Raw genomic sequence first — 21754 nt, 5'->3', positions numbered from 1 at the left:
ACTGGTGATCAATATAAGTTTGAAAAGAGGATAGCAAATGGATTGTCTGTGTTGTTCTACTTTTCAATTATAGTACTCATTTTAACATTCTTGATTGGTTACATAATTTAAAACACGTTAAATCTAATGAATCAACTTCCTACACCACTAACCCAACCTTTCCAAACCAAGGCGTGTCAAATAGATCACACAAAAAAACCATGAAAAACCTACTATTAGCTTCCGCTCTTATCCTCATCTCCTTTTCTTCTTGTTCCGATGAGTTGGATTGTTGTACTATTGAAGGTGGCGAACAAAAATGGTCATTAGTAGAAATGACAGGTAGCTTTTCACCCTCAGCTACCTCAGGAGATGACATGGATTGGCAGGAATACTACATAATAAATGCCAACACAGGCACCTTCTCCAAATTCAGAACAAGAGGTGGCGTAGAAACCTCAGCGTCTGGCACATTCATCTTTAATTCTACAGAAGAAGAACATTCAATCAAACTCACCTACCCAAGCGACAACGACATAATTGCCAACTGCACAGGTGACTTAACCGAAGTGTTAATCATAACCTCAGATAGCACACTCAAAGGCACTTGGGATTACTGCGATGGCTCAGGTTTAAAATACCAGAGAACCGAATAGTTAAGCCATTATCAAGAGGTTGAAACAATTCCGCTATTAAACGAACTTTTAACAAGGCTTCATCATTAGGGTATGATATGAATGCTCTTGTGGAGTAGTTCATTACTGATAGCGCTGATAATGTTAAAAACCGATTTAAAAGCTTCGGAAACGAATAGTCAACCTAAGCAAGCTTTACTCATTGCTGGCATTTTGTTTATTGCCATCAACCTGCGGACAGCATTGGCCAGCCTAGGGCCATTAGTAAGTACCATTAGGGAAAGTACTGGACTCTCCAATTCAATGTTGGGCTTGCTCACTACCCTACCTCTTTTGGCTTTTGGAGTGATTTCAATGCTCACTCCCCTATTTACCAAGCGTTTTGGAATGGCCGCTACTTTGGCAGGGGCACTCCTATTAATCACGATTGGAATTCTAGTGCGTTCAATTGATTTTATACCAGCGTTGTACATAGGAACAATTTTGTCCGGCATTGGCATCGCCTTTGGAAATGTGCTTTTACCCAGTTTGGTAAAACGTAATTTCGAATCTAATTTGGGCCTCATCACCAGTTTATACTCAGGAATTATGGCAATTGGAGCAGCCTCCGCTGCAGGAATAAGCGTGCCCCTAGCTCAAAATGAGGCTTTTGGATGGAGAGGCGCGTTGGGTGTTTGGGCCATTCTTTCTTTGATGGCTTTCTTTATTTGGTTACCGCAAGTATGGCATATTAAAAAAGCGAAAAAGCATCGCAACTTTATGAAAGCCATGAAAAACTTGGCAGGTTCTAAATTGGCTTGGAAAGTGGCCATTTTTATGGGCTTACAATCCTTTGCCTTTTATGTGATTTTAGCTTGGCTCCCAGACATCCTTCAAAGTCGTGGGTTTGATGCTACATACTCAGGCTGGATGCTTTCCTTATCTCAAGGCACTGGTGTTTTGGGTTCATTGCTCATCCCTATCTGGGCAGGCAGAAAAAAGGATCAGCGAAGCATTATACTGGTTCTTGTGCTGTTAGAGGCTATTAGCCTAGTGGGGCTTATGTTCCCTGAAACCGGCTTCGTGTATGTTTGGGTTACCTTGATTGGCTTTGCTTTAGGGGGAAGTTTCGGCTTGGTATTGATGTTGATTATTTTCAGGTCTGAAGATTCGGAAACAGCCGCGGAGCTTTCAGGCATGGCGCAATCCATAGGCTACTTATTAGCCGCCACAGGGCCAATTATCTTTGGTAGCATCTTCGATTTGACTGGCAATTGGTCCTATTCCATAGGTTTCCTATTAATCATTGCGGCCGTTAAACTATACATGGGTTTAGACGCAGGAAAGCCAGGTAAAGTTTAGTTCGAAATACAACTATAACCCCGATGCCTTTGTTGGTGTTGTCACCAACAAACAGATAGGCTCATTAAAAAACCACCAAAATAGCTCCATATAACTTCAAGAAGTTGAACTCCTTTATCTTCTTCAGAAAATGAATTTATGATAAGGGCGAAAGGTTTAGTTCGAAATACAAGCCCAACCGATGATTAACGCTTTATTTTCCCTCCAGGTAGCTTCGCAATCCTGTCAGGGAAATTGGAGATGATACCATCAATACCAACTTCAATCAGTTCTCCCATGGTTTTTTCATCATCTACGGTCCATCGCCACACCTCAATTCCACTTTTGTGCGCTTTGTTTATGTAATCCTTTGTAATTGGATTTCCACCCCCAGCACCAATGGCTTGGGCATTGATGGCTTTGGCCGAATCAATTGATCGTTCATTTGCAGATCCTACCAAAAAGAGAATCGGAATGTCTTTGTCTAACTGACGCACTTTTTCCAATGCCTGATAATAGAAGGAGAAAATTATCACCTCATTCTTCATATCTAGGTCATTGATAATATCCATCATTTCTTGCTCCACTCCGTTGACTTTGATTTCAACACAAACCTTGATTTTCCCTTTAGACATGGCCAGCGCTTCTCTAAGGGTGGGCACTTTCTCCTCCTTGAACTCATCTCCAAACTTATCGGAATAACCAACTCTCACTTTGCTCAGTTCTTCATAAGTCATTTCGGCAACCTTGCCTTTCATGCCGTTCGAAGAAGTTCGGTTAACCGAAGCGTCATGAATGACAACTAGAGAATCGTCTTTGGTTTTATGAATATCCAGTTCGTAATACTCGAACTGATGATTAATGGCTTTTTGAAAAGCAGCCAAAGTGTTTTCTGGAGCAACTCCCGAAAAGCCCCTGTGAGCGATTACTTTGGTTTGGGCTTGAGCGATGGTGGCAAAAAATAGCAGGGCGTAAATGAAGAAAGACTTATTCATTCTATGGATTTATTTTAATGAAGTAAACACAAATATAGAAAACTCAAATTGCCTGAATATTAACTGGCCTTTATGATATCCAAACCTATTCTTAAGGAAACTTTAAGGAAGTTCAGCGTGCACTCTAATTTAACAAAGCATAAATTAGGGCATGAGAATTCTGATTGTTGAGGATGAGATCGGGATTTCCAACTTTGTAAAGCAGGGTTTGGAAGAAGAATCATTTGTGGTAGACACAGCAGAAGATGGCAATCAGGGACTTATTTTGGCTTTGAGTAATGATTATGATTTACTTTTACTCGATTGGATGCTTCCAGGACTCAGTGGTATAGAAATTTGCCGGCAATTCAGAAAAGAAAACAGCTCAACTCCTATCATTTTCCTAACCGCCAAAGACACTGTACAAGAAACCATTTTCGGCTTACAATCTGGCGCCAACGACTACATCAAAAAGCCTTTCCATTTTGAAGAACTTTTAGAGCGAATCAGGGTTCAGTTGCGCTCCACACCTAGCGTACCCGAAAAATTGAGTATTGGCAATATTGTTTTAGATGTGAATGCACACCAAGTTTATAAAGGAGATGAAGAGATATTTCTGACTAAAAAGGAATTCGCATTACTAGAGTATTTGATTCGAAACAAGAACAAGGTTTGCCGCAGAACAAGAATTATTGAATCGGTTTGGGACATCCATTTTGAATACAACACTGGTGTAATCGATGTGTACATTAATGCACTTCGCAACAAACTGAAATTAAGTGAAGCTGAAAATTACATTCAAACAGTAAGGGGAATAGGCTATATCGCCAAGGAATTATGAAATTGAATTTCAAAAACAGGATTGCTCTCTACTACACCGTAGCCACAGCCATCATCACGGCATTGGCATTTCTTATTGTCTTTCTGAGTGTAAAGAAAACGGTTTTCAGCAACCTAGATAAAGAGCTTTCTTATCAGGCACAAAAACACTCCAAAGAAATCATCATTGAAAATGATAGCATTCATTTCATGAACAAAGCCGAATGGGCTGAAAGAGAGCATCGTGAGGTTCAAGTCAATCCAGTATTTATTCAGCTGATCAATAATCAGGGGCAGTTAATGGATAAGTCGCCTAACCTTAAAGAGCAGCAACTTACCTTTCTTGATGCAGTAAAAAGTAACGACCACTTCAGTACATTGCTTGAAGACAGGGCCATTCGACAAGCGCAAATTCCAATTGAAAAAAACGGCAGAAAACAAGGTTATATTCTCACCGCAATTTCCATGGAAAGTTCCACTATGGTGATCAAAAACCTTCAAAACACCTTGTTGATTTCCTTTCCCATTGTGCTTTTTGGTCTGTATCTAATTTCAAGTTCTTTGGCGGGTCGAAGCATCACTCCTCTTCAAGCCATTATTGATACTACGAACACCATTACAAAAAACAACCTGAACGAACGGGTACCGCTACCGCATAACAAGGACGAAATATTCGAACTCTCCTCTGCTATTAACGAACTTTTGCAGCGCATAGAAAACGCCATTCAGCGCGAAAGGCAGTTTACATCTGATGCTTCGCATGAACTCCGCACCCCACTTTCAACCCTCAGGGGCACATTGGAAGTGCTGATCAGGAAACCCCGCACACAACCAGAGTATGAAGAGAAAGTACAATATGGTTTAAGTGAAATAGACCGAATGGGAAATATTGTTGAGCAACTTTTACTACTCGCTAGGTTCGATTCTAAAAGTGAAATAGAGAGTAATCACCCAATTTCTTTAGTGGCCTTGGTAGATGAAGTGCTCTCTAGAAATGGACAAGCAATAGCGAAGAAAAACTTAAAAATTGATTTTGAAGTAAAGGCCAAGACAGAAACCCATGTACCTCAATATTATGCCAGCTTGGTGCTTGAAAACATTATTACTAATGCCATCAAATACTCCCATGAAGGTAAAACCATTAATGTAGAGATTTCTGTAGAGGGTGATTACACGCTTTGTAAAATAAGCGACAATGGCATAGGAATTAAGGAGGATGATCTTAGCTCACTTTTCAGTCCATTTTTTAGGTCCGATGCCCTAGCACACAAGCAAATTACAGGCGCTGGCTTGGGGCTTTCCATTGCCAAAAAAGCAGTAGACGCCATGGGTGCTCAGCTTACAGTGGAAAGTCAATTCAATAAAGGCACCACTTTTACCATTGCATTTTTAAGGAAACCTTAAGCATTACTTATGAGAAACTTAAGGCAGTACATTATAGATTTGAGAAGTCAATTTTAGACCAATAGTAATGTTAGAACAGATTATTCAATACAGCATTAAAAACAAACTCATTGTGATGCTTTTTACAGCCGTAATGGTGGGTTTTGGTGTTTTTTCGCTCACCAATATCCCCATTGGGGCGGTACCTGATATCACCAACAATCAAGTCCAAGTAATTACTACCTCTCGCAACTTGGCTACCCAAGATGTAGAAAAATTCCTGACCTACCCTGTTGAGTTGGAAATGGCCAATCTGCCCGGTGTGATGGAAATTCGATCGGTATCTAAATTCGGACTTTCTGTAGTTACCGTAGTGTTCGAGGATAAAATGGGCACCTACTTGCCTCGACAGCTCATTGCAGAAAAAATTAAAAGTGCCGAAGAAAGAATCCCAGCCGAATTTGGAAAACCATTTATGGGGCCTGTTTCAACAGGTTTGGGAGAAATATACCAGTATATCATAGATGTAAAGCCTGAGTATCAAGGACAATATTCGATTACCGATTTAAGAACCATTCAGGACTGGATTGTCAAGCGTCAATTGTCTGGAATACCTGGGGTGGTGGAAGTAAATACATGGGGAGGCTTTCTCAAAGAATACGAAGTAGCCATTAATCCAGAGCAATTAAGCGCCCTAAACCTATCGCTTTCAGAAGTATTTGACGCTTTAGAAAAGAACAACAGCGTGGCGGGTGGTAGCTATATTGAAAAGGGCAATGAAGCCTTTTTCATTCGCGGAGAAGGCTTGGTCAGTTCACTTGATGATATCGAGAACATCGTAATTACCAACAAAAACAACACGCCAATTTTCATTCGTGATGTAGCCAAAGTTGGTTTTGGACATGCCAATCGTTTTGGCGCCATCACGGGCAATGGAGAAGGAGAAAAAGTTTTAGGCCAAGTAATGATGCTCAAAGATGCCAATTCGAAGGCAGTAATTGATGCCGTAAAGAATAGAGTTGCGGAAATTCAAAATAGCCTTCCTCCTGGGGTTATAATCAATGGCTTTTTAGAACGAAGTGAACTGATTGGAAAAACCACTTTCACCATTGCAGAGAACCTAATCTTGGGTTGTTTGATTGTGGTTTTTGTTGTGGTGCTGCTACTAGGAAACTTGAGATCTGGTTTGGTGGTAGCCTCAGTGATTCCACTCTGTTTACTCTTTGCCTTATCCTTAATGTACATTTTCGGAGTTGATGCCAACCTGATGAGCTTAGGCGCCATCGACTTCGGGATTATCATAGATGGGGCGGTGATTATTGTTGAATACATTGCCTTTAAAATTACAGCCGAAAGAACTCAGATCATGAGTCTTCCGAAAGATGAAAAACAAAGCCTGATTGATAAAATCACTTTTAGTGGCTCCACAAAAATGATGCGTTCCGCAGTTTTTGGACAGCTGATCATCATTATAGTTTTCATTCCAATTCTTTCGCTTTCTGGTGTTGAAGGCAAAATGTTTAAGCCAATGGCAATGGTGTTTTGCTTTGCTTTGATTGGTGCAATGATCCTCTGCTTCACTTATGTTCCGGTGGTGGCTTCTATGTTCTTAAAGCCATCTGACCCAACTAAAAAGAATATCTCTAATCGACTGATTGGATTTCTGGAGAGCATATACACTCCCTCTATTACATGGGCTTTAAAAAGCAAAGGCATTATTCTAGCTGCCGCAGCAGCATTGCTTATTGCAGTTGGTGTTTTGTTCTCAAAAATGGGTGGTGAATTCGTGCCTACTTTAGATGAAGGTGATTTTGTAATCCAGCCAGTACTTAAAACGGGCACTTCATTAAGTAAGACCATCGAAGCTACTACCCTGATTGAACAAATTCTGAAGGAGTTTCCAGAAGTAGATCAAGTGGTGACCAGAATTGGAGCGGCAGAAGTACCTACTGATCCTATGTCGATGGAAGAGAGTGATGTGATTATTAAACTCAACCCGATCAAAGAATGGACTTCGGCCGAAACCAAAGATGAATTGGCAGACAAGTTTAAAGAAGCCCTTTCCGCCAAAATACCTGGAGTTGATTTTGAGTTTACCCAGCCGATCGAGATGCGCTTTAACGAGCTTATCACTGGCGTAAGGGCTGATTTGGCCATCAAAGTTTTTGGAGAAGATTTGGACGTGCTCTACCAAAAAGCCTTAGAAATAGAAAAGGCGATTGCCAACGTAGACGGGGCAGCCGATATTATTGTAGAAAAAGTAGCGGGTCTACCTCAAATGTCTGTAAAGTTCAATCGTCAAAAAATTGCACGCTATGGCCTGAACGTAGAAGAACTGAATAACATCATTACGATAGGCTTTGCTGGAAAGGCAGCCGGAAGTGTTTTTGAAGGCGAAAAGCAATTCGATTTGGTAGTTCGTTATGATGCGGAACACCGGAAAGACATTGAGGACATAGAAAGAGCATCAGTACTCTTGCCCAACGGAAATAAAGTACCACTTAGTGAGTTTGCCGAAATCAGCTACACCAAAGGACCTGCTAAAATATCGCGTGATGACACCAAAAGAAGAGTGGTGGTAGGCGTAAATGTTCGTGGGCGAGATTTGGAGTCAGTGGTAAATGATGTTCAAAAAATCATTAAAGCCGAAGTTAAAATACCTGTTGGCTATAGTATTGAATACGGTGGGCAGTTTGAAAACCTAAGGTCAGCCAGGGCCAGATTAATGCTTGCGGTACCTGTCGCCTTAGTGCTCATTTTCTTCTTACTCTATTTCGCTTTCAACTCAGTAAAGGAAGCCCTGATGATTTACAGTGCTATCCCGCTCTCAGCTGTGGGTGGCGTACTCTTGCTTTATATTCGTGATATGCCTTTCAGTATTTCAGCTGGTGTAGGCTTTATCGCTCTTTTTGGAATTGCGGTGCTCAATGGAATTGTGCTGATTGAGCATTTTAAAGAACTGAAAAAACACGGTCATGACGACATTAATGCTAGGGTTATTCTAGGCACAAAACAAAGACTGAGACCTGTATTGCTAACCGCCATGGCCGCAGCATTAGGGTTTCTACCCATGGCCATCTCTACCTCCGCTGGTGCCGAAGTGCAGAGACCTTTAGCCACGGTAGTCGTTGGGGGACTAATTTCCGCCACCATTCTGACGCTAATTGTACTGCCTGTTTTGTATTCTATTTTCGATAAAAAAGAAACCAAAAAGCCAATGAAAGCACAACCGCTTATGATTGTCATTCTATTGATGCTTGCCTTAAACAGCAACGGAAAGGCACAAACCAAACCCATTAGCCTTAATGAAGCCATTGACATTGCGTTGAAAAACAACAATGAATTGAAAGCTTCTTCTGCTAGAATAGATCAGAATAAATCTTTGGTCGGTAGTTCATTCAACATTGAAAAGACGCAGGTATACTACCACTTTGACGAAAACAACATTGCGGAAAACAACCAAGCGCTGGATGTCTTTGGTCTCAGTCAGTCATTTGCTTTTCCTACAGTCTATGGTAATCAGAAAAAAGTACTTCAGGGTATTACCTCCCTTTCGGAACAACAAAATTTACTGGACCAAAATAGAATCACGAAAGAAGTTTCGAAAGCCTATTACACTGTTGTGTATTGGAAAAGCGTAGTACAGAATTACGCCTATTTAGACAGCCTGTATAAAGATTTTTCCAGAGCAGCCTCACGTAAATTTGAAGAAGGGGAAACCAATTATTTGGAGAAACTAACCGCAGAGGCCAAACAAAGAGAGCTTGATTTAGCCCTAAAGCAGAGCAAAGAAAGCGTCCAAAAATCTTATGCTTTACTTCACCAGTGGCTTCAATCCGATACCGATATTGAAGTAGAGCGACAACATATGCAAATGCTTGAATACAGTCCTTTAGATACCGAAAACCACCTGGGTATTCAATATTTTGAAAAGGCTGAATTGCTATCGCAACAGTCGTTAAAGCTGGCTCAACAGCAGCTTTTACCCGATTTACACCTCAACATCTTCAGAGGAACCAACAATGGTGTAAATGCAAAAGCCTATATGGGTTTTCAAGCAGGTATAGGCATCCCTCTCTTTTATGGAGCCGATAAGGCAAAGGTGAATGCAGCCAAAATCCAATCGCTCATTTCTGAATACGAGTCAGAGAATTACAAAACACAGTTAAAGGCCAATTTTGAAGCTCAGCGCGCTGATTTACAGCAATATGAAGAAGCTATAAACTACTATGAAAGTGCTGGAAATCTCTTGTCTCAAGAGTTAATCAACAATGGCACAAAGGCTTTTAAAAGTGGTGAAATCGATTTCTTACAGTACATACAATTGCTCGATAATGCCAAAGGTATTGAGATTACCTACTTAGAAAATCTCTACAAATACAACATGATCTTATTGGATATCAAATATTTAACAATTCTGAAATGAACAGTTCTAAACATACATTCAGTATCAGCTTATTTTTAGGCAGTCTTGCCCTCGTGTTCGGCATATTCTCTTGTGGTTCAAATGCTACCAACGAAACCGTGGTCATTGATGACAACGAGAACATCATAAGCGTGAGTAACTCTCAATTTCAAGCTTCGGCTATGAAGCTCGGGAAAATGGACACTTTTGAGTTTTCGGAAAAGGTGCATACCACAGGCATGTTTGATGTACCTCCGGGTCACAAAGCTTCTGTAAGTGCCTATTTTGGTGGCTACGTAAAAGAGAGTGAGCTGTTACCAGGTGAAGTGGCCACGAAAGGACAAACCTTGTTCACACTAGAAAACCCAGCCTACATTCAAATGCAGCAGGACTTTCTGGAGGTTAAAAACCATCTCACTTTTTTAAAGTCTGACTACGAAAGGCAAAAGAACCTTTCGGAAGAAAATATCAGCTCTCAGAAGAAATTTCTTCAGGCAGAAACGGAATACAACAGTGCTTTAACCCAATACGAAGCCCTTAAAAAGAAATTGGCCTTGATGAACATTGATTCCAACAGCTTAACGGCAGAGAGCATGACTTCAGTGATCTCGGTAAAATCACCCATTAGTGGATTTATCACTTCTGTAGATGCTTCTAAAGGCATGTTCCTAAACCCTTCCGACATTGCAATAACCATTACCAACACCGAACACATGCATATGGAATTGAGGGTTTTTGAAAATGACCTGCATAAGATTAAGGTGGATCAGAAAGTAATATTCAAGCGTCAGAATGACCCTAACAAAACGTTTACAGCTACGATTAACCTCATCAACAAAGCCATTGACGAGGAAAACAGATCTGTTTTAGTGCATTGCCATCTGGACAATGAAGAAGACGAATTGCTCTTTATACCGGGCATGTATGTTGAAGCTGAAATACTCACTTCCACTCAAGCTCAAATGGCTTTACCTGAAGCTGCAGTGATAGAGATTGAAAATAATTATTACGTTTTAGTAAAAACAGGTATGGAAAACGGAGCATCAGTGTTCGAGAAAAGAGCGGTGAAAGTGGGCATTACTGAAGATGGCTTTACCTCCATTTTAAATCCTCAGGACTTTAAAGCCAATACTGAATTCTTAATCTCTGGAGCGTTCAATTTGATTATGGAATAAAAAGGATCGTTTTTTGAAAGAATGCACCGATTAAAACTCTAACAATAGGGAATTATTCTCCCCCATTTCTCATTACCTACACGGTTAGAGAAATTAAAAAGACAGTCCATGCCTAAGCATTCTGAACATATAAAATATTCGATCCTAGAATTGGCCTCTATGGGCGTGGGATCTACACCCGCAGATACCTTTTCAAAAAGTCTTGATCTTGCGCAGAAAGCGGAAGAAATGGGCTACACTAGATTTTGGTTGGCGGAACACCATAATATGGTCAGCATTGCAAGTTCAGCTACTTCCGTGCTGATTGGCCATATTGCTGGAGGCACAAAAACACTAAGAGTTGGTTCTGGAGGAATCATGCTGCCTAACCATTCGCCCCTGATTGTCGCTGAACAATTTGGCACTTTAGGCTCGCTTTACCCAGGTAGAATTGATCTCGGTTTGGGCAGAGCACCGGGCACCGATCAAGCTACAGCTCATGCCATCAGGTCGGATAGAGCGAGGTCGGTAGTTGCCTTCCCCGATGAGGTTGCGCAAATTCAAAAGTACTTCTCCAGAGAAAATAAAACCGCTCAGGTGAGGGCTTCTGTGGCAGAAGGCGTGGAAGTGCCTATTTACATTTTAGGCTCCAGCACCGATAGTGCTCATTTGGCAGCAAAAATGGGTTTGCCTTATGCTTTTGCAAGTCATTTTGCACCTGCTCAGCTCTTTGAAGCTTTTCATATTTATCATAACAATTTTCAGCCTTCCGCATTTTTGAAGGAACCATATACCATAGCTTGTATCAATGTAATTGCGGCCAATACTGACCATGAGGCAGAACGCTTATCTACTTCCCTCATCAAGATGATGTACGGAGTGTTGACGAATAATATCGACTACATGCAGCCGCCAGAAGAAATGAATGCGGAACTGAAAGCACTATCAGGGTACGAGGCATTTCAGCGCATGCTGAAATATGCTTTTGTGGGCAGCAAGGCCACTGTGCAACAAAAGACGAATGACTTTATTGAAGCCACAGGAATTGATGAAGTGATGGTGGCTTCCCACATCTTCCATCACGAAGACAGAATAAAGTCTTACCAGATCTTCTCAGAAATAATGAAAGACCGGAAATAACTCCGGCCTTTCAATGTTAATTAGGTGAGGTTGAGTTCTTCCCAATCAATTCAATTCCTTGAATAAATCCATGTATTCAGTGTCCCAACTAGTAGAAATCTCTTCAAAGTTTTCTTCCGTCACTTCTTTGTTATTGATTTCGGAAGCTGCCCTAGAGAAAAGTGCTTCGGCTTTTTCGAAGAACTTGGTCATTTTCTGAATTTGAACGTAATCTTTGTCCTTCAAGAACATCAAATAATTACCATCCTCTTTCTTCACTTCAAGGTCAGTTTCTCTGTCCATCATCCTACACTTAACAGTAACCACTCCATGCTCACTAGGTTCAGAAACCGAAATCACCTCATAATCTTCTGGCGAGCGATTTTGTAACTGTGGTCGAATAAGTGAAGCTGAAAGCGAGAGTGATACAGTAGAAAACAATTCCTCATCTTTATAAAACTCTATCTTATCCTTTGAGCTACGCTTAATTTTCGTTTGAAAACTACCAATCATGGCCGTTTTAAATGATTCGAAAGCATCTAGCGCTTTAAATCCAGCCTCATCAAAATTGGTTATGGCAATCCCATCTTTCTTCACATAAAAATACGGAACAGGGTTGTGATCTACTGGTTGAGCAGAAACTAGTCCTAAAGAGAGAAGCATTTTTTCTGGAGTACTGGTATCGTAAGGGCTTTTAGGTTGACAACCAACCATTGTAAAAATGGCTAAAGCCGCCAGTAAGTATTTCATCCTGTTCTTCATTTTATAATATTTATAAGACGAAGAACCGGGGTTTTGCATAGTCAAAGAATACCCTCTAGCTCGGATATTCTAGTCGGTAATAACGGGCAGTCTCATTTTGTTGCCTCCAAAACCAAGCTCATCATTGGGCCAATTTTATTAGGCTCTAGCCAGCGTGTCACCACCACCAAATCATTCTTCTTGTCGATAACGATGAAGTTACCTCCAAAACCTGCCGCAAAATAAATGGACTCATCATTTACTTCTTTCCACTTTCTTGGGCCTCTATTGAGCCACCACAAATAGCCATAACTGGCATTCGCCTCAGAAGATTTTTGCACTTCATTGACCCAGTCTTTAGAAATGAGTTGATTACCATTCCAATTGCCTTCGTTTAAAAAAAGCAAACCAAATCGGGCATGGTCTAGCGCACTGATAAAAACACCTCCACCTGAATGACCTCCACCCGTAACAGATTGCATATTAACACCATCAACATTGACCCAAGAGTTTTCATAACCAAACCATCGCCATGTGGTTGAGGCCCCAATGGGATCCATAATGTTTTCTTTTAAAACCTGCGGAAGTGGTTTTCTCCACACCTGAAGCAGTGCATAAGCCAATACATTCACCCGTACATCATTGTATTCCATTACCGTACCAGATGGCACAGGTTTTTCGAAACGCCAATCATCAATCCCTCCCCTTCTTGGTGGTCTGTCAGCCCAATCTTGCATCCCAAACAGCGTTCCCGACCAAGCAGAAGATTGATTCAGTAAAGAATGCCATTCTATTTTTTGGTTATGGGCACCATCAAAGGTGTTGTCCCAAACATATTCGCTCACTTTGTCATGAACATTACCGATCAGTCCCTTATCCAAAGCCAAGCCAGCGACTGTGGAAAGGTAACTTTTAGTTACACTGTGTGTCATGTCCACTCGTTTCACATCTCCCCATTGGGCAACGATATAACCATTCTTTATAATTACACCTGCAGGCCCACCACGTTCTCGGGTTGGACCGACTAATTCGTGGTAAGGCTCGGTACTAAAACCTTCGTATGAAGCAATTCTGGAGTCTTTAGAGCCTGAATACTCATTGTCTTGGGCATATTTAACCGCTACATCAATTTGAGCTGCATTCAAACCCAAAGACTGAGGCGTTCGGGTTTCCCATTTCCCTCTGGTCGGAAAGTAATTCTGAGCGTATGTAGGGATTGTAGCGAATAGCGCAAGAGTTATGCACAAAGTAATAGCAAATCTGTTCATTTTTGGAAGGGTTTAACCCGAGTTAAACAGAAAGGGCAAGATTTACAAACGGACTTTTATTGGAGGAAAAAATGAAAGGAGGCCATCACACCTCCCTTCTACCTAATCAAAAACATGTAATCCTACATGCCTTCGTTTTCTTTGTCTTAAAATCGACATGAAGGTAATATTTATTTAACATTTAGATAACAGATTGAGACGAAAAAATAAGATGGAAGCCTTAGTTGTGATTATATAGCCATTTCTGTGCTTGAAAACGATTGACAGGTTTGTTAATCCATCTGAATCTCTATTTTTGTCGTAAGCTGAATTGCAAAATTCATGATGACCTCTTTATAAAACCATGAAAAAAATACTCTTAGTAGAAGATGAACAGAATGTGGCGGCCTTTATAAAAAAAGGGCTTGAGGAAGAAGGTTATGCTGTAGAGGTTGCTCATAGTGCAGAATCTGGACGAGAAAAATTGATAGCGAGCCAATTCGATATGTTCATTTTGGATGTTATCCTACCAGGTATCAGTGGTTTAGAACTGTGCAAGCAACTCCGAACCGAGGATATTCAAACCCCGATACTGATGCTTACGGCTTTGAGTTCTACAGAAAATGTGGTTAAAGGCTTAAATACTGGAGCAGATGATTATTTGGCTAAACCCTTTAAGTTTCAAGAACTGCTTGCTAGAATCAACGCTTTGGCACGAAGAACCCAAAAATTTCAGAACAACCAATCATTAACCGTAGGCCAACTAGTACTAGATAAAGATGCAAAAACGGCAAGTCGGGCCGGAACAGAAATCAAACTCACTTCGACAGAATACAAGCTCCTTGAGTACATAATGAAAAACTCAGGAAAGGTACTTTCCAGGGCAGAACTTCTGAAAAACGTATGGGATTTACATTTCGATGTCGGCACTAACGTGGTGGATGTCTATGTGAACTACCTGAGAAATAAAATTGACAAGGGATTTGAAGTGAAAATGATCCAAACCGTAATTGGGATGGGCTATATTTTAAAAGAAGAAACTTGAGATGAAAATCAGAAGTAAGATCACCCTTATTTTCACACTGACTACTTGCACATTGCTCTTGGCTACTTTTGTGTCTATTTATTATTTCGCGAAAGTATATTCAGAAAAGGAATTCTATGAACACTTAAGTAAACGAGCGAAAATCGAGGCTGATTTCTTTCTAAAAGCAGAAGAACTTGACTCTTTAACTTTCAATGAGATTCAAACAGAACATTTACTGCACCTGACTAACGAACATGCTTATGTAGTTCCAAAGTCAAATTTCAGTTCTTTACCCGAGCCAATTCTATCTTTTGCCTCATCCATAACCGATAATGAGGCCGCTACTCAAAAAATCAATGACACCGCTTATTTCGGAATCATCTACGCACATCATCAAGATGACTTTATCGTTATTGTTTCAGCCATTGATGAACACGGTATAAACCTTCTTCACAGCCTTAAAAACATTCTACTCATTGCTTTCATCACCTGCTCAATTATTATTTTTATTGTTGGTGTCTTTCAAGCTAAACAAGTATTAATTCCCATTTCAGGTATTGTCAAAAGGGCGAATGAGATAAGGGCCTCTAACCTTCACTTAAGGCTAGACACAGGAGAAAATAACGATGAACTTGCGGAACTTTCTTCCACCTTCAACAATATGCTCGACAGGCTAGAAACCTCGTTTGAAATTCAGAGCAACTTTGTGAGTAATGCATCGCATGAACTTAAAAACCCTTTAACCGCTATTTTAGGGGAAGTTGAAGTGGCACTGCGAAAACAAAGAACTGTTGACGAATACATTGCTTCTTTAAATACCATTGAAAAGGAATCTAATAGGCTGGAGATTCTTGTAAAATGTTTACTTGAATTGGCCCAAGCCGATCACGACAACAAAGGACTTATCATTGAAAGCATCCGTATTGACGAATTAATGCTTATTGTGAAAAGTGACATTGATAAGATCAAGCCTGAGAACCAAATTAGCTTCGATTTTTCTGAATTGCCTGAAACAGCGGAATGCCTAATTGTTCAAGGAAGCCAAAGCCTCCTTCGAATGGTTTTGAACAATATTGTAGAGAACGCCTGCAAATTCTCTACAAATAAGCCCGTAAAAATTAAGGTCTCGGCCAATGAAAATTGGGTTGAAATAGAAGTGGACGATAAAGGCATTGGAATTCCTCCTCAGGAATTAAAAAACATCTTTGAGCATTTCTTCCGTGCTTCAAACGCTAGGGCCTTCAATGGTTTTGGAATTGGCTTGCCTTTGGCTCAAAAAGTGATTAAAATCCATGGCGGAAGCCTTATAATCAACTCAAAAGAAGGTGAGGGTACCAATGTAAAAATCAGGCTTCCTAACTACAGACAGGCGGTTTCTATCGATCGTTAGAAATTCTAATGGTATTCTAATCTTGAGATTCAGCCCTCCCTTCAAGTAGCCCGTATATTTGCAGCATATTTAAAAGAATAGTCTGCTTTAATGCGCAAATACCTCCATACATGTTTGATTGTCTTAATGAGTTTTCTCGTTTCGATACAGGGCTTCGGAGTATATTCGTTCAATAGAGTTGTTTTGGCGCCAAACCAGAGCATTGTGCTTGATGCAAACCAAGACGAACAAAGTGACTCTGAAGAGCAAGACGAATCGGATTCAGATTCAATTCCAATTCCACTTACTTTGCCTGACGAAGAAACTAAAGAGGATTGCGTGGATATTGATGACCTTGTTTTAAATCAATCATTGATTTACAGAAATTCGCTTCGATTAGACTTTATTAAAAGAGATTTCTACTTCTTTATCTTAGATGGAGATTTCATAAAAGAAAAGATACCTACCCCACCCCCCGATTTGTTAACTGCTACTTAACAAAACAATTTCTATCAACATTTACTTTATCAAAAATGCTGTGGCATAAGCTATAGTAATTTAGGTCACCCCTGCTAAAGGGGTACGCCAAAAACATTAACAATTCTTTTATGAGTATTAAAGATATTTTTTCGAAAGAGAATCTTAAAAGTGACATGCTATCCAGTGTGGTAGTATTCCTAGTTGCCTTACCCCTTTGTTTAGGTATTGCACTTGCCTCTGGAGCCCCTTTGTTCTCTGGCTTAATTGCTGGTATTGTAGGTGGTATTGTGGTGGGTTTACTAAGTAAGTCCCACTTAAGTGTAAGTGGCCCAGCCGCTGGCCTTGTAGTCATCGTTCTGTCAGCCATTGACGACTTAGGTGGATTTCAAGGTTTCCTTCTTGCTGTTCTATTAGCAGGGATAATTCAAGTAGCCTTAGGTTACTTAAAAGCAGGAATTATCGGCTTATACTTCCCTTCACCAGTAATCAAGGGGATGTTGGCCGCAATCGGGTTAATTCTTATCCTGAAGCAAGTACCACACCTCATTGGCTTTGATGCTGATGCCTTTGGTGAAATGGAGTTTATGCAGCAAGATGGTAGCAACACGCTTTCATTTCTTGTTTCGTCCTTCGACCACATCTACCTCGGAAGTTTAATTGTAGGGCTAGTATCATTATTCATTTTGATCGGCTGGGGAAGTAATTTTGTAAAACAGAACAAGTTCCTTAAAGGAGTTCCAGGTGGAATTATCGTAGTGGCTGTAGGTGTTCTAATCAACTACCTTTTTAACGCCTTCTACCCTGACCTTTCTATCACTGGAGATCATATGGTAAACATTCCTGTGATTTCAGATTTAGATTCGTTAGGTGCTGTATTCCAGTTCCCTGACTTCTCTATGCTGGGAAATATTAACGTATACATCACTGCTTTCACCTTAGCCATTGTAGCCAGTTTAGAAACATTGCTTTGTGTTGAAGCCATGGACAAGCTTGATCCGCACAAAAGACGTACACCTCAAAACGCTGAATTAAAAGCGCAAGGAGTAGGTAATATTGTTGCTGGCCTAATTGGTGGGCTTCCTATTACTGCTGTAATCGTAAGGGGTTCCGCTAATATTGAAGCTGGCGCAAAATCTAAAATGTCGGCTGTATTTCATGGTGTGCTATTATTGATTGCCGTTGCTATATTCCCAGCAATCATGAATATGATTCCGTTGGCCTCATTGGCAGCAATTCTAATAGTGGTTGGGTTTAAATTAACCAAACCAGCACTCTATAAGCAACAATTCAAGCTTGGTCGCGAACAGTTCGTTCCATTTATTACCACAGTAGTAGCCATTCTCTTTACTGATCTTTTAATAGGTATTCTAATCGGTATGGCTGTTGGTATCTTCTATATCCTAAAAGCGAATTACAAAGTACCTTACCACTACAAGGAAGAAAAACAAGTGAGCACCAACAACAGTAAAATTAGAATAGAATTGAGTGAGCACGTTTCCTTCTTAAATAAGGCCAGCTTACAACTTACACTAGAGCATCTTCCGCACAGTAGCGCTGTGATATTGGATGGATCTAGGTCGAAAAAAATAGACCATGATGCCCTCGAAGTAATCTATAATTTCCAAGAGTTCGCTCATGAAAAGGACATCACCATTGAACTCATTAATATTCCTATAGGATCAACAGTAACCGTAAACCATTAATAGACATAGATATGACTTTAGCTAAACAATTACTCGATAACAACCAAAAGTGGGTTGAAGATAAATTAAACGAAGACAAAGACTTCTTTAACAAATTAGCGAATGGCCAAAAGCCACCCGTTTTATGGATTGGCTGTGCCGATAGCCGAGTTCCTGCCAACCAAATTACAGGTACAGAGCCAGGTGAGATCTTCGTACATAGAAATATTGCCAACATGGTTGTTCACACCGACATGAATATGTTAAGTGTGCTAGATTATGCGGTAAATATCTTAAAAGTGAAGCATGTAATCGTATGTGGTCACTATGGTTGCGGTGGTGTTTTAGCTGCAATGGACGACAACCAATATGGCTTGGTAGACAACTGGATTCGTCATATCAAGGATGTTTACAGACTGCATAAAACAGAATTAGATGGCATTGAAGATCAAAAATCCCGTGCAGATAGGTTTGTAGAGCTCAATGTGATAGAACAAGTGTATGACCTTACCACAACAAGTATTATCAGAAACTCTTGGGCAAAAGATGATGCGCCAAAGGTTCACGGTTGGGTCTATGACATTAAAAATGGTTTGATTAAAGACTTAGATGTATCAACTGCATTTTAATATATCAAGACCAGTGAGCTATTTGTCATAGTATGTTTGATTGTTCGAAAACACATTTCGTATCGGTTTATTAAATTGAATGTCTATTTTTACGACCGAAATAAGAAAACGTACTATGGCAAATAATCTATTAAAAGGTAAACGAGGAATCATATTTGGCGCATTAGACGAACGATCTATCGCTTGGAAAGTAGCTGAAGTAGCAAAGGCTGAAGGGGCTATTTTCACCCTTACCAATGCGCCAATCGCTATGAGAATGGGTGAAATCAATAAATTGGCTGAAGCCTGTGACTCTGAAATTATACCAGCAGACGCAACTTCAATCGAAGATTTAGAAAACCTTTTCTCCAAGTCAGTAGAAATTTTGGGTGGTAAAATCGATTTCGTTTTACACTCAATAGGCATGAGCCCGAACGTAAGAAAAGGCCGTGATTATGGCGATTTGAACTACGATTGGTTAACTAAAACCTTAGATGTTTCAGCCATTTCTTTTCATAAAGTAATGCAGACAGCCGAAAAATTAGACGCCATGAACGAATGGGGTTCAATTCTAGGTTTATCATACATTGCGGCACAACGTACTTTCCCTGATTATTCTGACATGGCACATGCGAAAGCCATGCTTGAATCTATTGCAAGAAGCTACGGTGAGCGTTATGCTAGACTGAAAAAAGTGAGAGTAAACACTATTTCTCAATCGCCTACCATGACCACTGCGGGAACGGGTGTTGGCGGTTTTGATGTATTCTATTCTTATGCTGACCAAATGAGCCCATTAGGCAATGCTAGTGCGCTAGACTGCGCTAACTACTGTGCCATGATGTTCTCAGACTACACCAAAATGGTAACCATGCAAAACTTAATGCACGATGGAGGCTTCTCTTCTTCAGGCATTACTGATCGATTGATTGAGCAGTTAAAGAAAGATTAAACAGATCAATAGTCCGTTAAGGACAATATTTAAACAGCCTGCCGACAAAGCGTTTTAAAACGAAAATCAGCAGGCTGTTTTTAATTCACCAATCGCGCCATGGTTACATTCCCCAATGCTAAAATCAATTTAGGCCTTTCCATAACGGGGAAGCTTCATACTGGCTACCATAGCATCGAAAGCTGCCTCTACCCTATTCCTTGGTGTGATGTATTGGAATTTGTTCCAAGTAAAAAAATCTCCTTCTCTTCTAGCGGGATTGCCATTCCTGGTGATGAAAAAGACAACCTTGTTCTAAAGGCTTACAAACTGCTACGCAAAGATTTCGGCTTGCCCGAATTGAATATTTGCCTACACAAAATCATTCCGATGGGTGCTGGCTTAGGCGGGGGTTCAGCAGACGCTGCTTTTATGCTGAAAATGCTAAACAGTGAATTTCAGTTATTCTTAGATGATTCTGTCCTCGAAGATTATGCAGCCCAACTCGGTAGTGATTGTCCCTTCTTTATTCAGAACAAACCAGCTATTGCCACAGGAACTGGTACCGATTTAGAAGTCCTCACCCTTGATTTATCTGGCATGTGGTTGCTTTTGGTCAAACCCGATGTACACATTTCTACCCAAGAAGCTTACGCAAATGTAACGCCCAAGTCAAATGAAGTAGACTTGAAATCACTTTTAGAAAGCAAGGATTTTGCGCAATGGCGCGAAAAGCTAGTCAACGATTTTGAGGCTTCCATCTTTCCTAATCATCCTATTTTAGGTGAGATCAAAGAAGCTCTTTATCAAAACGGAGCAGTGTATGCCGCCATGAGTGGTTCTGGTTCTACCCTCTTCGGGTTGTATACCGAAAAACCAGAGATTACGCCAGTGTTCGAAAAACATGTGCATAAACTAATCGAGCTTTAGTAGAAAAGGCGAAACCGTTTCAAACTACCTTTTACAATAAATCGTATATTAAAACCGTCTTTAACACATTGGCCTGATCACATATGCACATTCGGTTAATACTTCTCGGTTTACTCTTTCTTTCCAGTTTCTACACGCTTTCTTTTGCCCAGGAAAAAGAGATCCATGTATATGATATAAAAGAAGATGGGAGAATTGGGCTTTACGCAGACAATGACAAACCCTATCCGCAAACGGTGACATTAACACTGAAACTGAAAGGTTTGAGGCCTTCTAAAGATGTCCCTGATTTTATTGTAGTCCCTGCAAATAGTAAAGAATTTAGGCTTACAAGCCTCATTATACCTCATGATAGATCTTGGCAGTATTCCTTCAGCTACATCTATCGTTTTGGAGACGCAAATGCACAACACAACCCTAAACAAGAATATTTTCTTCCTTTTGAAGAAGGCACAAGCTATAGACTTACACAAGGCTACAACGGTACTCGCACTCATCAAGGTGATAATGCACTCGATTTCACTATGGATGAAGGCACGACAATTTTAGCTGCTAGAGCGGGAGAAGTGGTGCGTATCAAAGAAGATTCCAATCAAGGCTGTGGAAGTAGAAGGTGCAATGATATGGGCAACTACGTCACCATATTGCATGAAGACGGCACCTATGCAGACTACCTCCACTTGCAGTTCGAAGGTGTTACGGTCGAATTGGGCGACAAAGTGGAAGCTGGTGACCCGATTGCCTTAAGTGGCAATACGGGCTGGAGCACGGGGGCTCACCTTCATTTTATAGTGCGTAAAACAGAAAAAGACGGACAAGTTTCTCTCCCCACTCTATTCAAGACTTCAAACGATAAAGCCGAAATTCTGATAGAAGGGAATACCTATACAGCAATCAAAAAACAGTAAAGCTTTTCACCTCCGCTTTCTTTTCTTAAATTCCAAAACGGAT

At 40.5% G+C, this 21754-nt stretch carries 18 protein-coding genes; 15 read left to right on the top strand and 3 right to left on the bottom strand.

The features are described 5' to 3' along the window. Positions 1–200 precede the first annotated feature (200 nt). Positions 201–635 carry a hypothetical protein gene (locus AWN68_RS18955; protein ID WP_157716079.1) on the top strand — a complete coding sequence of 145 codons (435 nt, stop codon included), beginning with the start codon at positions 201–203 and terminating at the stop codon, positions 633–635. A gap of 120 nt (positions 636–755) precedes the next feature. Continuing rightward, entirely contained in the window at positions 756–1955 is a 1200-nt protein-coding gene (locus AWN68_RS04125; protein ID WP_068411849.1) for a CynX/NimT family MFS transporter, read from the top strand. A 185-nt stretch (positions 1956–2140) separates the two neighbouring features. Here the strand turns inward: AWN68_RS04125 and AWN68_RS04120 are convergent, their stop codons facing one another. Beyond that, entirely contained in the window at positions 2141–2929 is a 789-nt protein-coding gene (locus tag AWN68_RS04120; RefSeq protein ID WP_068411847.1) for a glycerophosphodiester phosphodiesterase, read from the bottom strand. A 151-nt stretch (positions 2930–3080) separates the two neighbouring features. On the opposite strand from AWN68_RS04120, the gene AWN68_RS04115 reads away from it, so the two are divergent. The 5 genes from AWN68_RS04115 (at position 3081) to AWN68_RS04095 (ending at position 11809) form a co-directional block, all read left to right on the top strand. Then, positions 3081–3749 (top strand): response regulator transcription factor, encoded by a 669-nt coding sequence (locus AWN68_RS04115; RefSeq protein WP_068411845.1) that lies wholly within the window; start codon positions 3081–3083, stop codon positions 3747–3749. Beyond that, the gene (locus AWN68_RS04110; RefSeq protein WP_068411842.1) at positions 3746–5131 is read left to right on the top strand and encodes a sensor histidine kinase; all 1386 of its coding nucleotides are present in this window, start codon (positions 3746–3748) and stop codon (positions 5129–5131) included. The genes AWN68_RS04115 and AWN68_RS04110 overlap by 4 nt, the downstream gene beginning before the upstream one ends. Before the next feature lie 67 nt (positions 5132–5198). Further along, a complete protein-coding gene (locus tag AWN68_RS04105) occupies positions 5199–9536 on the top strand; it encodes a CusA/CzcA family heavy metal efflux RND transporter (protein ID WP_068411839.1) in 4338 nt (1445 codons plus the stop codon). Further along, positions 9533–10690 (top strand): efflux RND transporter periplasmic adaptor subunit, encoded by a 1158-nt coding sequence (locus tag AWN68_RS04100; protein WP_068411836.1) that lies wholly within the window; start codon positions 9533–9535, stop codon positions 10688–10690. The genes AWN68_RS04105 and AWN68_RS04100 overlap by 4 nt, the downstream gene beginning before the upstream one ends. Before the next feature lie 108 nt (positions 10691–10798). After that, entirely contained in the window at positions 10799–11809 is a 1011-nt protein-coding gene (locus tag AWN68_RS04095; RefSeq protein ID WP_068411833.1) for an LLM class flavin-dependent oxidoreductase, read from the top strand. A gap of 45 nt (positions 11810–11854) precedes the next feature. On the opposite strand, the gene AWN68_RS04090 is transcribed toward AWN68_RS04095, so the two are convergent. Next, positions 11855–12550, bottom strand: a complete 696-nt coding sequence (locus AWN68_RS04090) for a hypothetical protein (protein WP_157716078.1) — start codon at positions 12548–12550, stop codon at positions 11855–11857. Positions 12551–12642: 92 nt separating this feature from the next. After that, complete coding sequence (locus AWN68_RS04085) at positions 12643–13797, bottom strand: serine hydrolase domain-containing protein (RefSeq protein ID WP_068411828.1); 1155 nt, start codon at positions 13795–13797, stop codon at positions 12643–12645. Between the two features lie 343 nt (positions 13798–14140). Between AWN68_RS04085 and AWN68_RS04080 the strand changes: the two genes are divergently transcribed. The 8 genes from AWN68_RS04080 (at position 14141) to AWN68_RS19215 (ending at position 21711) form a co-directional block, all read left to right on the top strand. Continuing rightward, positions 14141–14821 (top strand): response regulator transcription factor, encoded by a 681-nt coding sequence (locus AWN68_RS04080; RefSeq protein ID WP_068411825.1) that lies wholly within the window; start codon positions 14141–14143, stop codon positions 14819–14821. Between the two features lies 1 nt (position 14822). Continuing rightward, positions 14823–16193 (top strand): sensor histidine kinase, encoded by a 1371-nt coding sequence (locus tag AWN68_RS04075; protein WP_068411822.1) that lies wholly within the window; start codon positions 14823–14825, stop codon positions 16191–16193. A 126-nt stretch (positions 16194–16319) separates the two neighbouring features. After that, positions 16320–16670, top strand: coding sequence for a hypothetical protein (locus AWN68_RS04070; protein WP_068411819.1), 351 nt, complete (start codon positions 16320–16322; stop codon positions 16668–16670). Positions 16671–16780: 110 nt separating this feature from the next. Beyond that, on the top strand, positions 16781–18355 hold the full coding sequence (locus AWN68_RS04065; RefSeq protein WP_068411816.1) for a SulP family inorganic anion transporter: 1575 nt from the start codon (positions 16781–16783) through the stop codon (positions 18353–18355). A gap of 11 nt (positions 18356–18366) precedes the next feature. Further along, complete coding sequence (gene can, locus AWN68_RS04060; protein ID WP_068411813.1) at positions 18367–18963, top strand: carbonate dehydratase; 597 nt, start codon at positions 18367–18369, stop codon at positions 18961–18963. 115 nt (positions 18964–19078) lie between these two features. Further along, positions 19079–19894 carry an enoyl-ACP reductase FabI gene (locus AWN68_RS04055; protein ID WP_068411811.1) on the top strand — a complete coding sequence of 272 codons (816 nt, stop codon included), beginning with the start codon at positions 19079–19081 and terminating at the stop codon, positions 19892–19894. A 99-nt stretch (positions 19895–19993) separates the two neighbouring features. Beyond that, on the top strand, positions 19994–20803 hold the full coding sequence (ispE, locus tag AWN68_RS04050; protein WP_068411809.1) for a 4-(cytidine 5'-diphospho)-2-C-methyl-D-erythritol kinase: 810 nt from the start codon (positions 19994–19996) through the stop codon (positions 20801–20803). A gap of 83 nt (positions 20804–20886) precedes the next feature. Further along, the gene (locus AWN68_RS19215) at positions 20887–21711 is read left to right on the top strand and encodes a M23 family metallopeptidase (protein WP_068411806.1); all 825 of its coding nucleotides are present in this window, start codon (positions 20887–20889) and stop codon (positions 21709–21711) included. Positions 21712–21754: the final 43 nt, after the last annotated feature.

This window comes from Roseivirga echinicomitans (genome assembly GCF_001592935.1).
Lineage (GTDB): Bacteria > Bacteroidota > Bacteroidia > Cytophagales > Cyclobacteriaceae > Roseivirga > Roseivirga echinicomitans.
This window is presented reverse-complemented; position numbering and strand designations above follow the sequence as displayed.

Coding starts and splice junctions, on each gene's coding strand:
- AWN68_RS04110 (WP_068411842.1), top strand. CDS start 3,746: ATGAAATTGAATTTCAAAAACAGGATTGCTCTCTACTACACCGTAGCC.
- AWN68_RS04085 (WP_068411828.1), bottom strand. CDS start 13,797: ATGAACAGATTTGCTATTACTTTGTGCATAACTCTTGCGCTATTCGCT.
- ispE (WP_068411809.1), top strand. CDS start 19,994: ATGGTTACATTCCCCAATGCTAAAATCAATTTAGGCCTTTCCATAACG.
- AWN68_RS04065 (WP_068411816.1), top strand. CDS start 16,781: ATGAGTATTAAAGATATTTTTTCGAAAGAGAATCTTAAAAGTGACATG.
- AWN68_RS04075 (WP_068411822.1), top strand. CDS start 14,823: ATGAAAATCAGAAGTAAGATCACCCTTATTTTCACACTGACTACTTGC.
- AWN68_RS04095 (WP_068411833.1), top strand. CDS start 10,799: ATGCCTAAGCATTCTGAACATATAAAATATTCGATCCTAGAATTGGCC.
- AWN68_RS04105 (WP_068411839.1), top strand. CDS start 5,199: ATGTTAGAACAGATTATTCAATACAGCATTAAAAACAAACTCATTGTG.
- AWN68_RS04090 (WP_157716078.1), bottom strand. CDS start 12,550: ATGAAGAACAGGATGAAATACTTACTGGCGGCTTTAGCCATTTTTACA.
- AWN68_RS18955 (WP_157716079.1), top strand. CDS start 201: ATGAAAAACCTACTATTAGCTTCCGCTCTTATCCTCATCTCCTTTTCT.
- AWN68_RS04125 (WP_068411849.1), top strand. CDS start 756: ATGTTAAAAACCGATTTAAAAGCTTCGGAAACGAATAGTCAACCTAAG.
- AWN68_RS19215 (WP_068411806.1), top strand. CDS start 20,887: ATGCACATTCGGTTAATACTTCTCGGTTTACTCTTTCTTTCCAGTTTC.
- AWN68_RS04100 (WP_068411836.1), top strand. CDS start 9,533: ATGAACAGTTCTAAACATACATTCAGTATCAGCTTATTTTTAGGCAGT.
- AWN68_RS04115 (WP_068411845.1), top strand. CDS start 3,081: ATGAGAATTCTGATTGTTGAGGATGAGATCGGGATTTCCAACTTTGTA.
- can (WP_068411813.1), top strand. CDS start 18,367: ATGACTTTAGCTAAACAATTACTCGATAACAACCAAAAGTGGGTTGAA.
- AWN68_RS04070 (WP_068411819.1), top strand. CDS start 16,320: ATGAGTTTTCTCGTTTCGATACAGGGCTTCGGAGTATATTCGTTCAAT.
- AWN68_RS04120 (WP_068411847.1), bottom strand. CDS start 2,929: ATGAATAAGTCTTTCTTCATTTACGCCCTGCTATTTTTTGCCACCATC.
- AWN68_RS04055 (WP_068411811.1), top strand. CDS start 19,079: ATGGCAAATAATCTATTAAAAGGTAAACGAGGAATCATATTTGGCGCA.
- AWN68_RS04080 (WP_068411825.1), top strand. CDS start 14,141: ATGAAAAAAATACTCTTAGTAGAAGATGAACAGAATGTGGCGGCCTTT.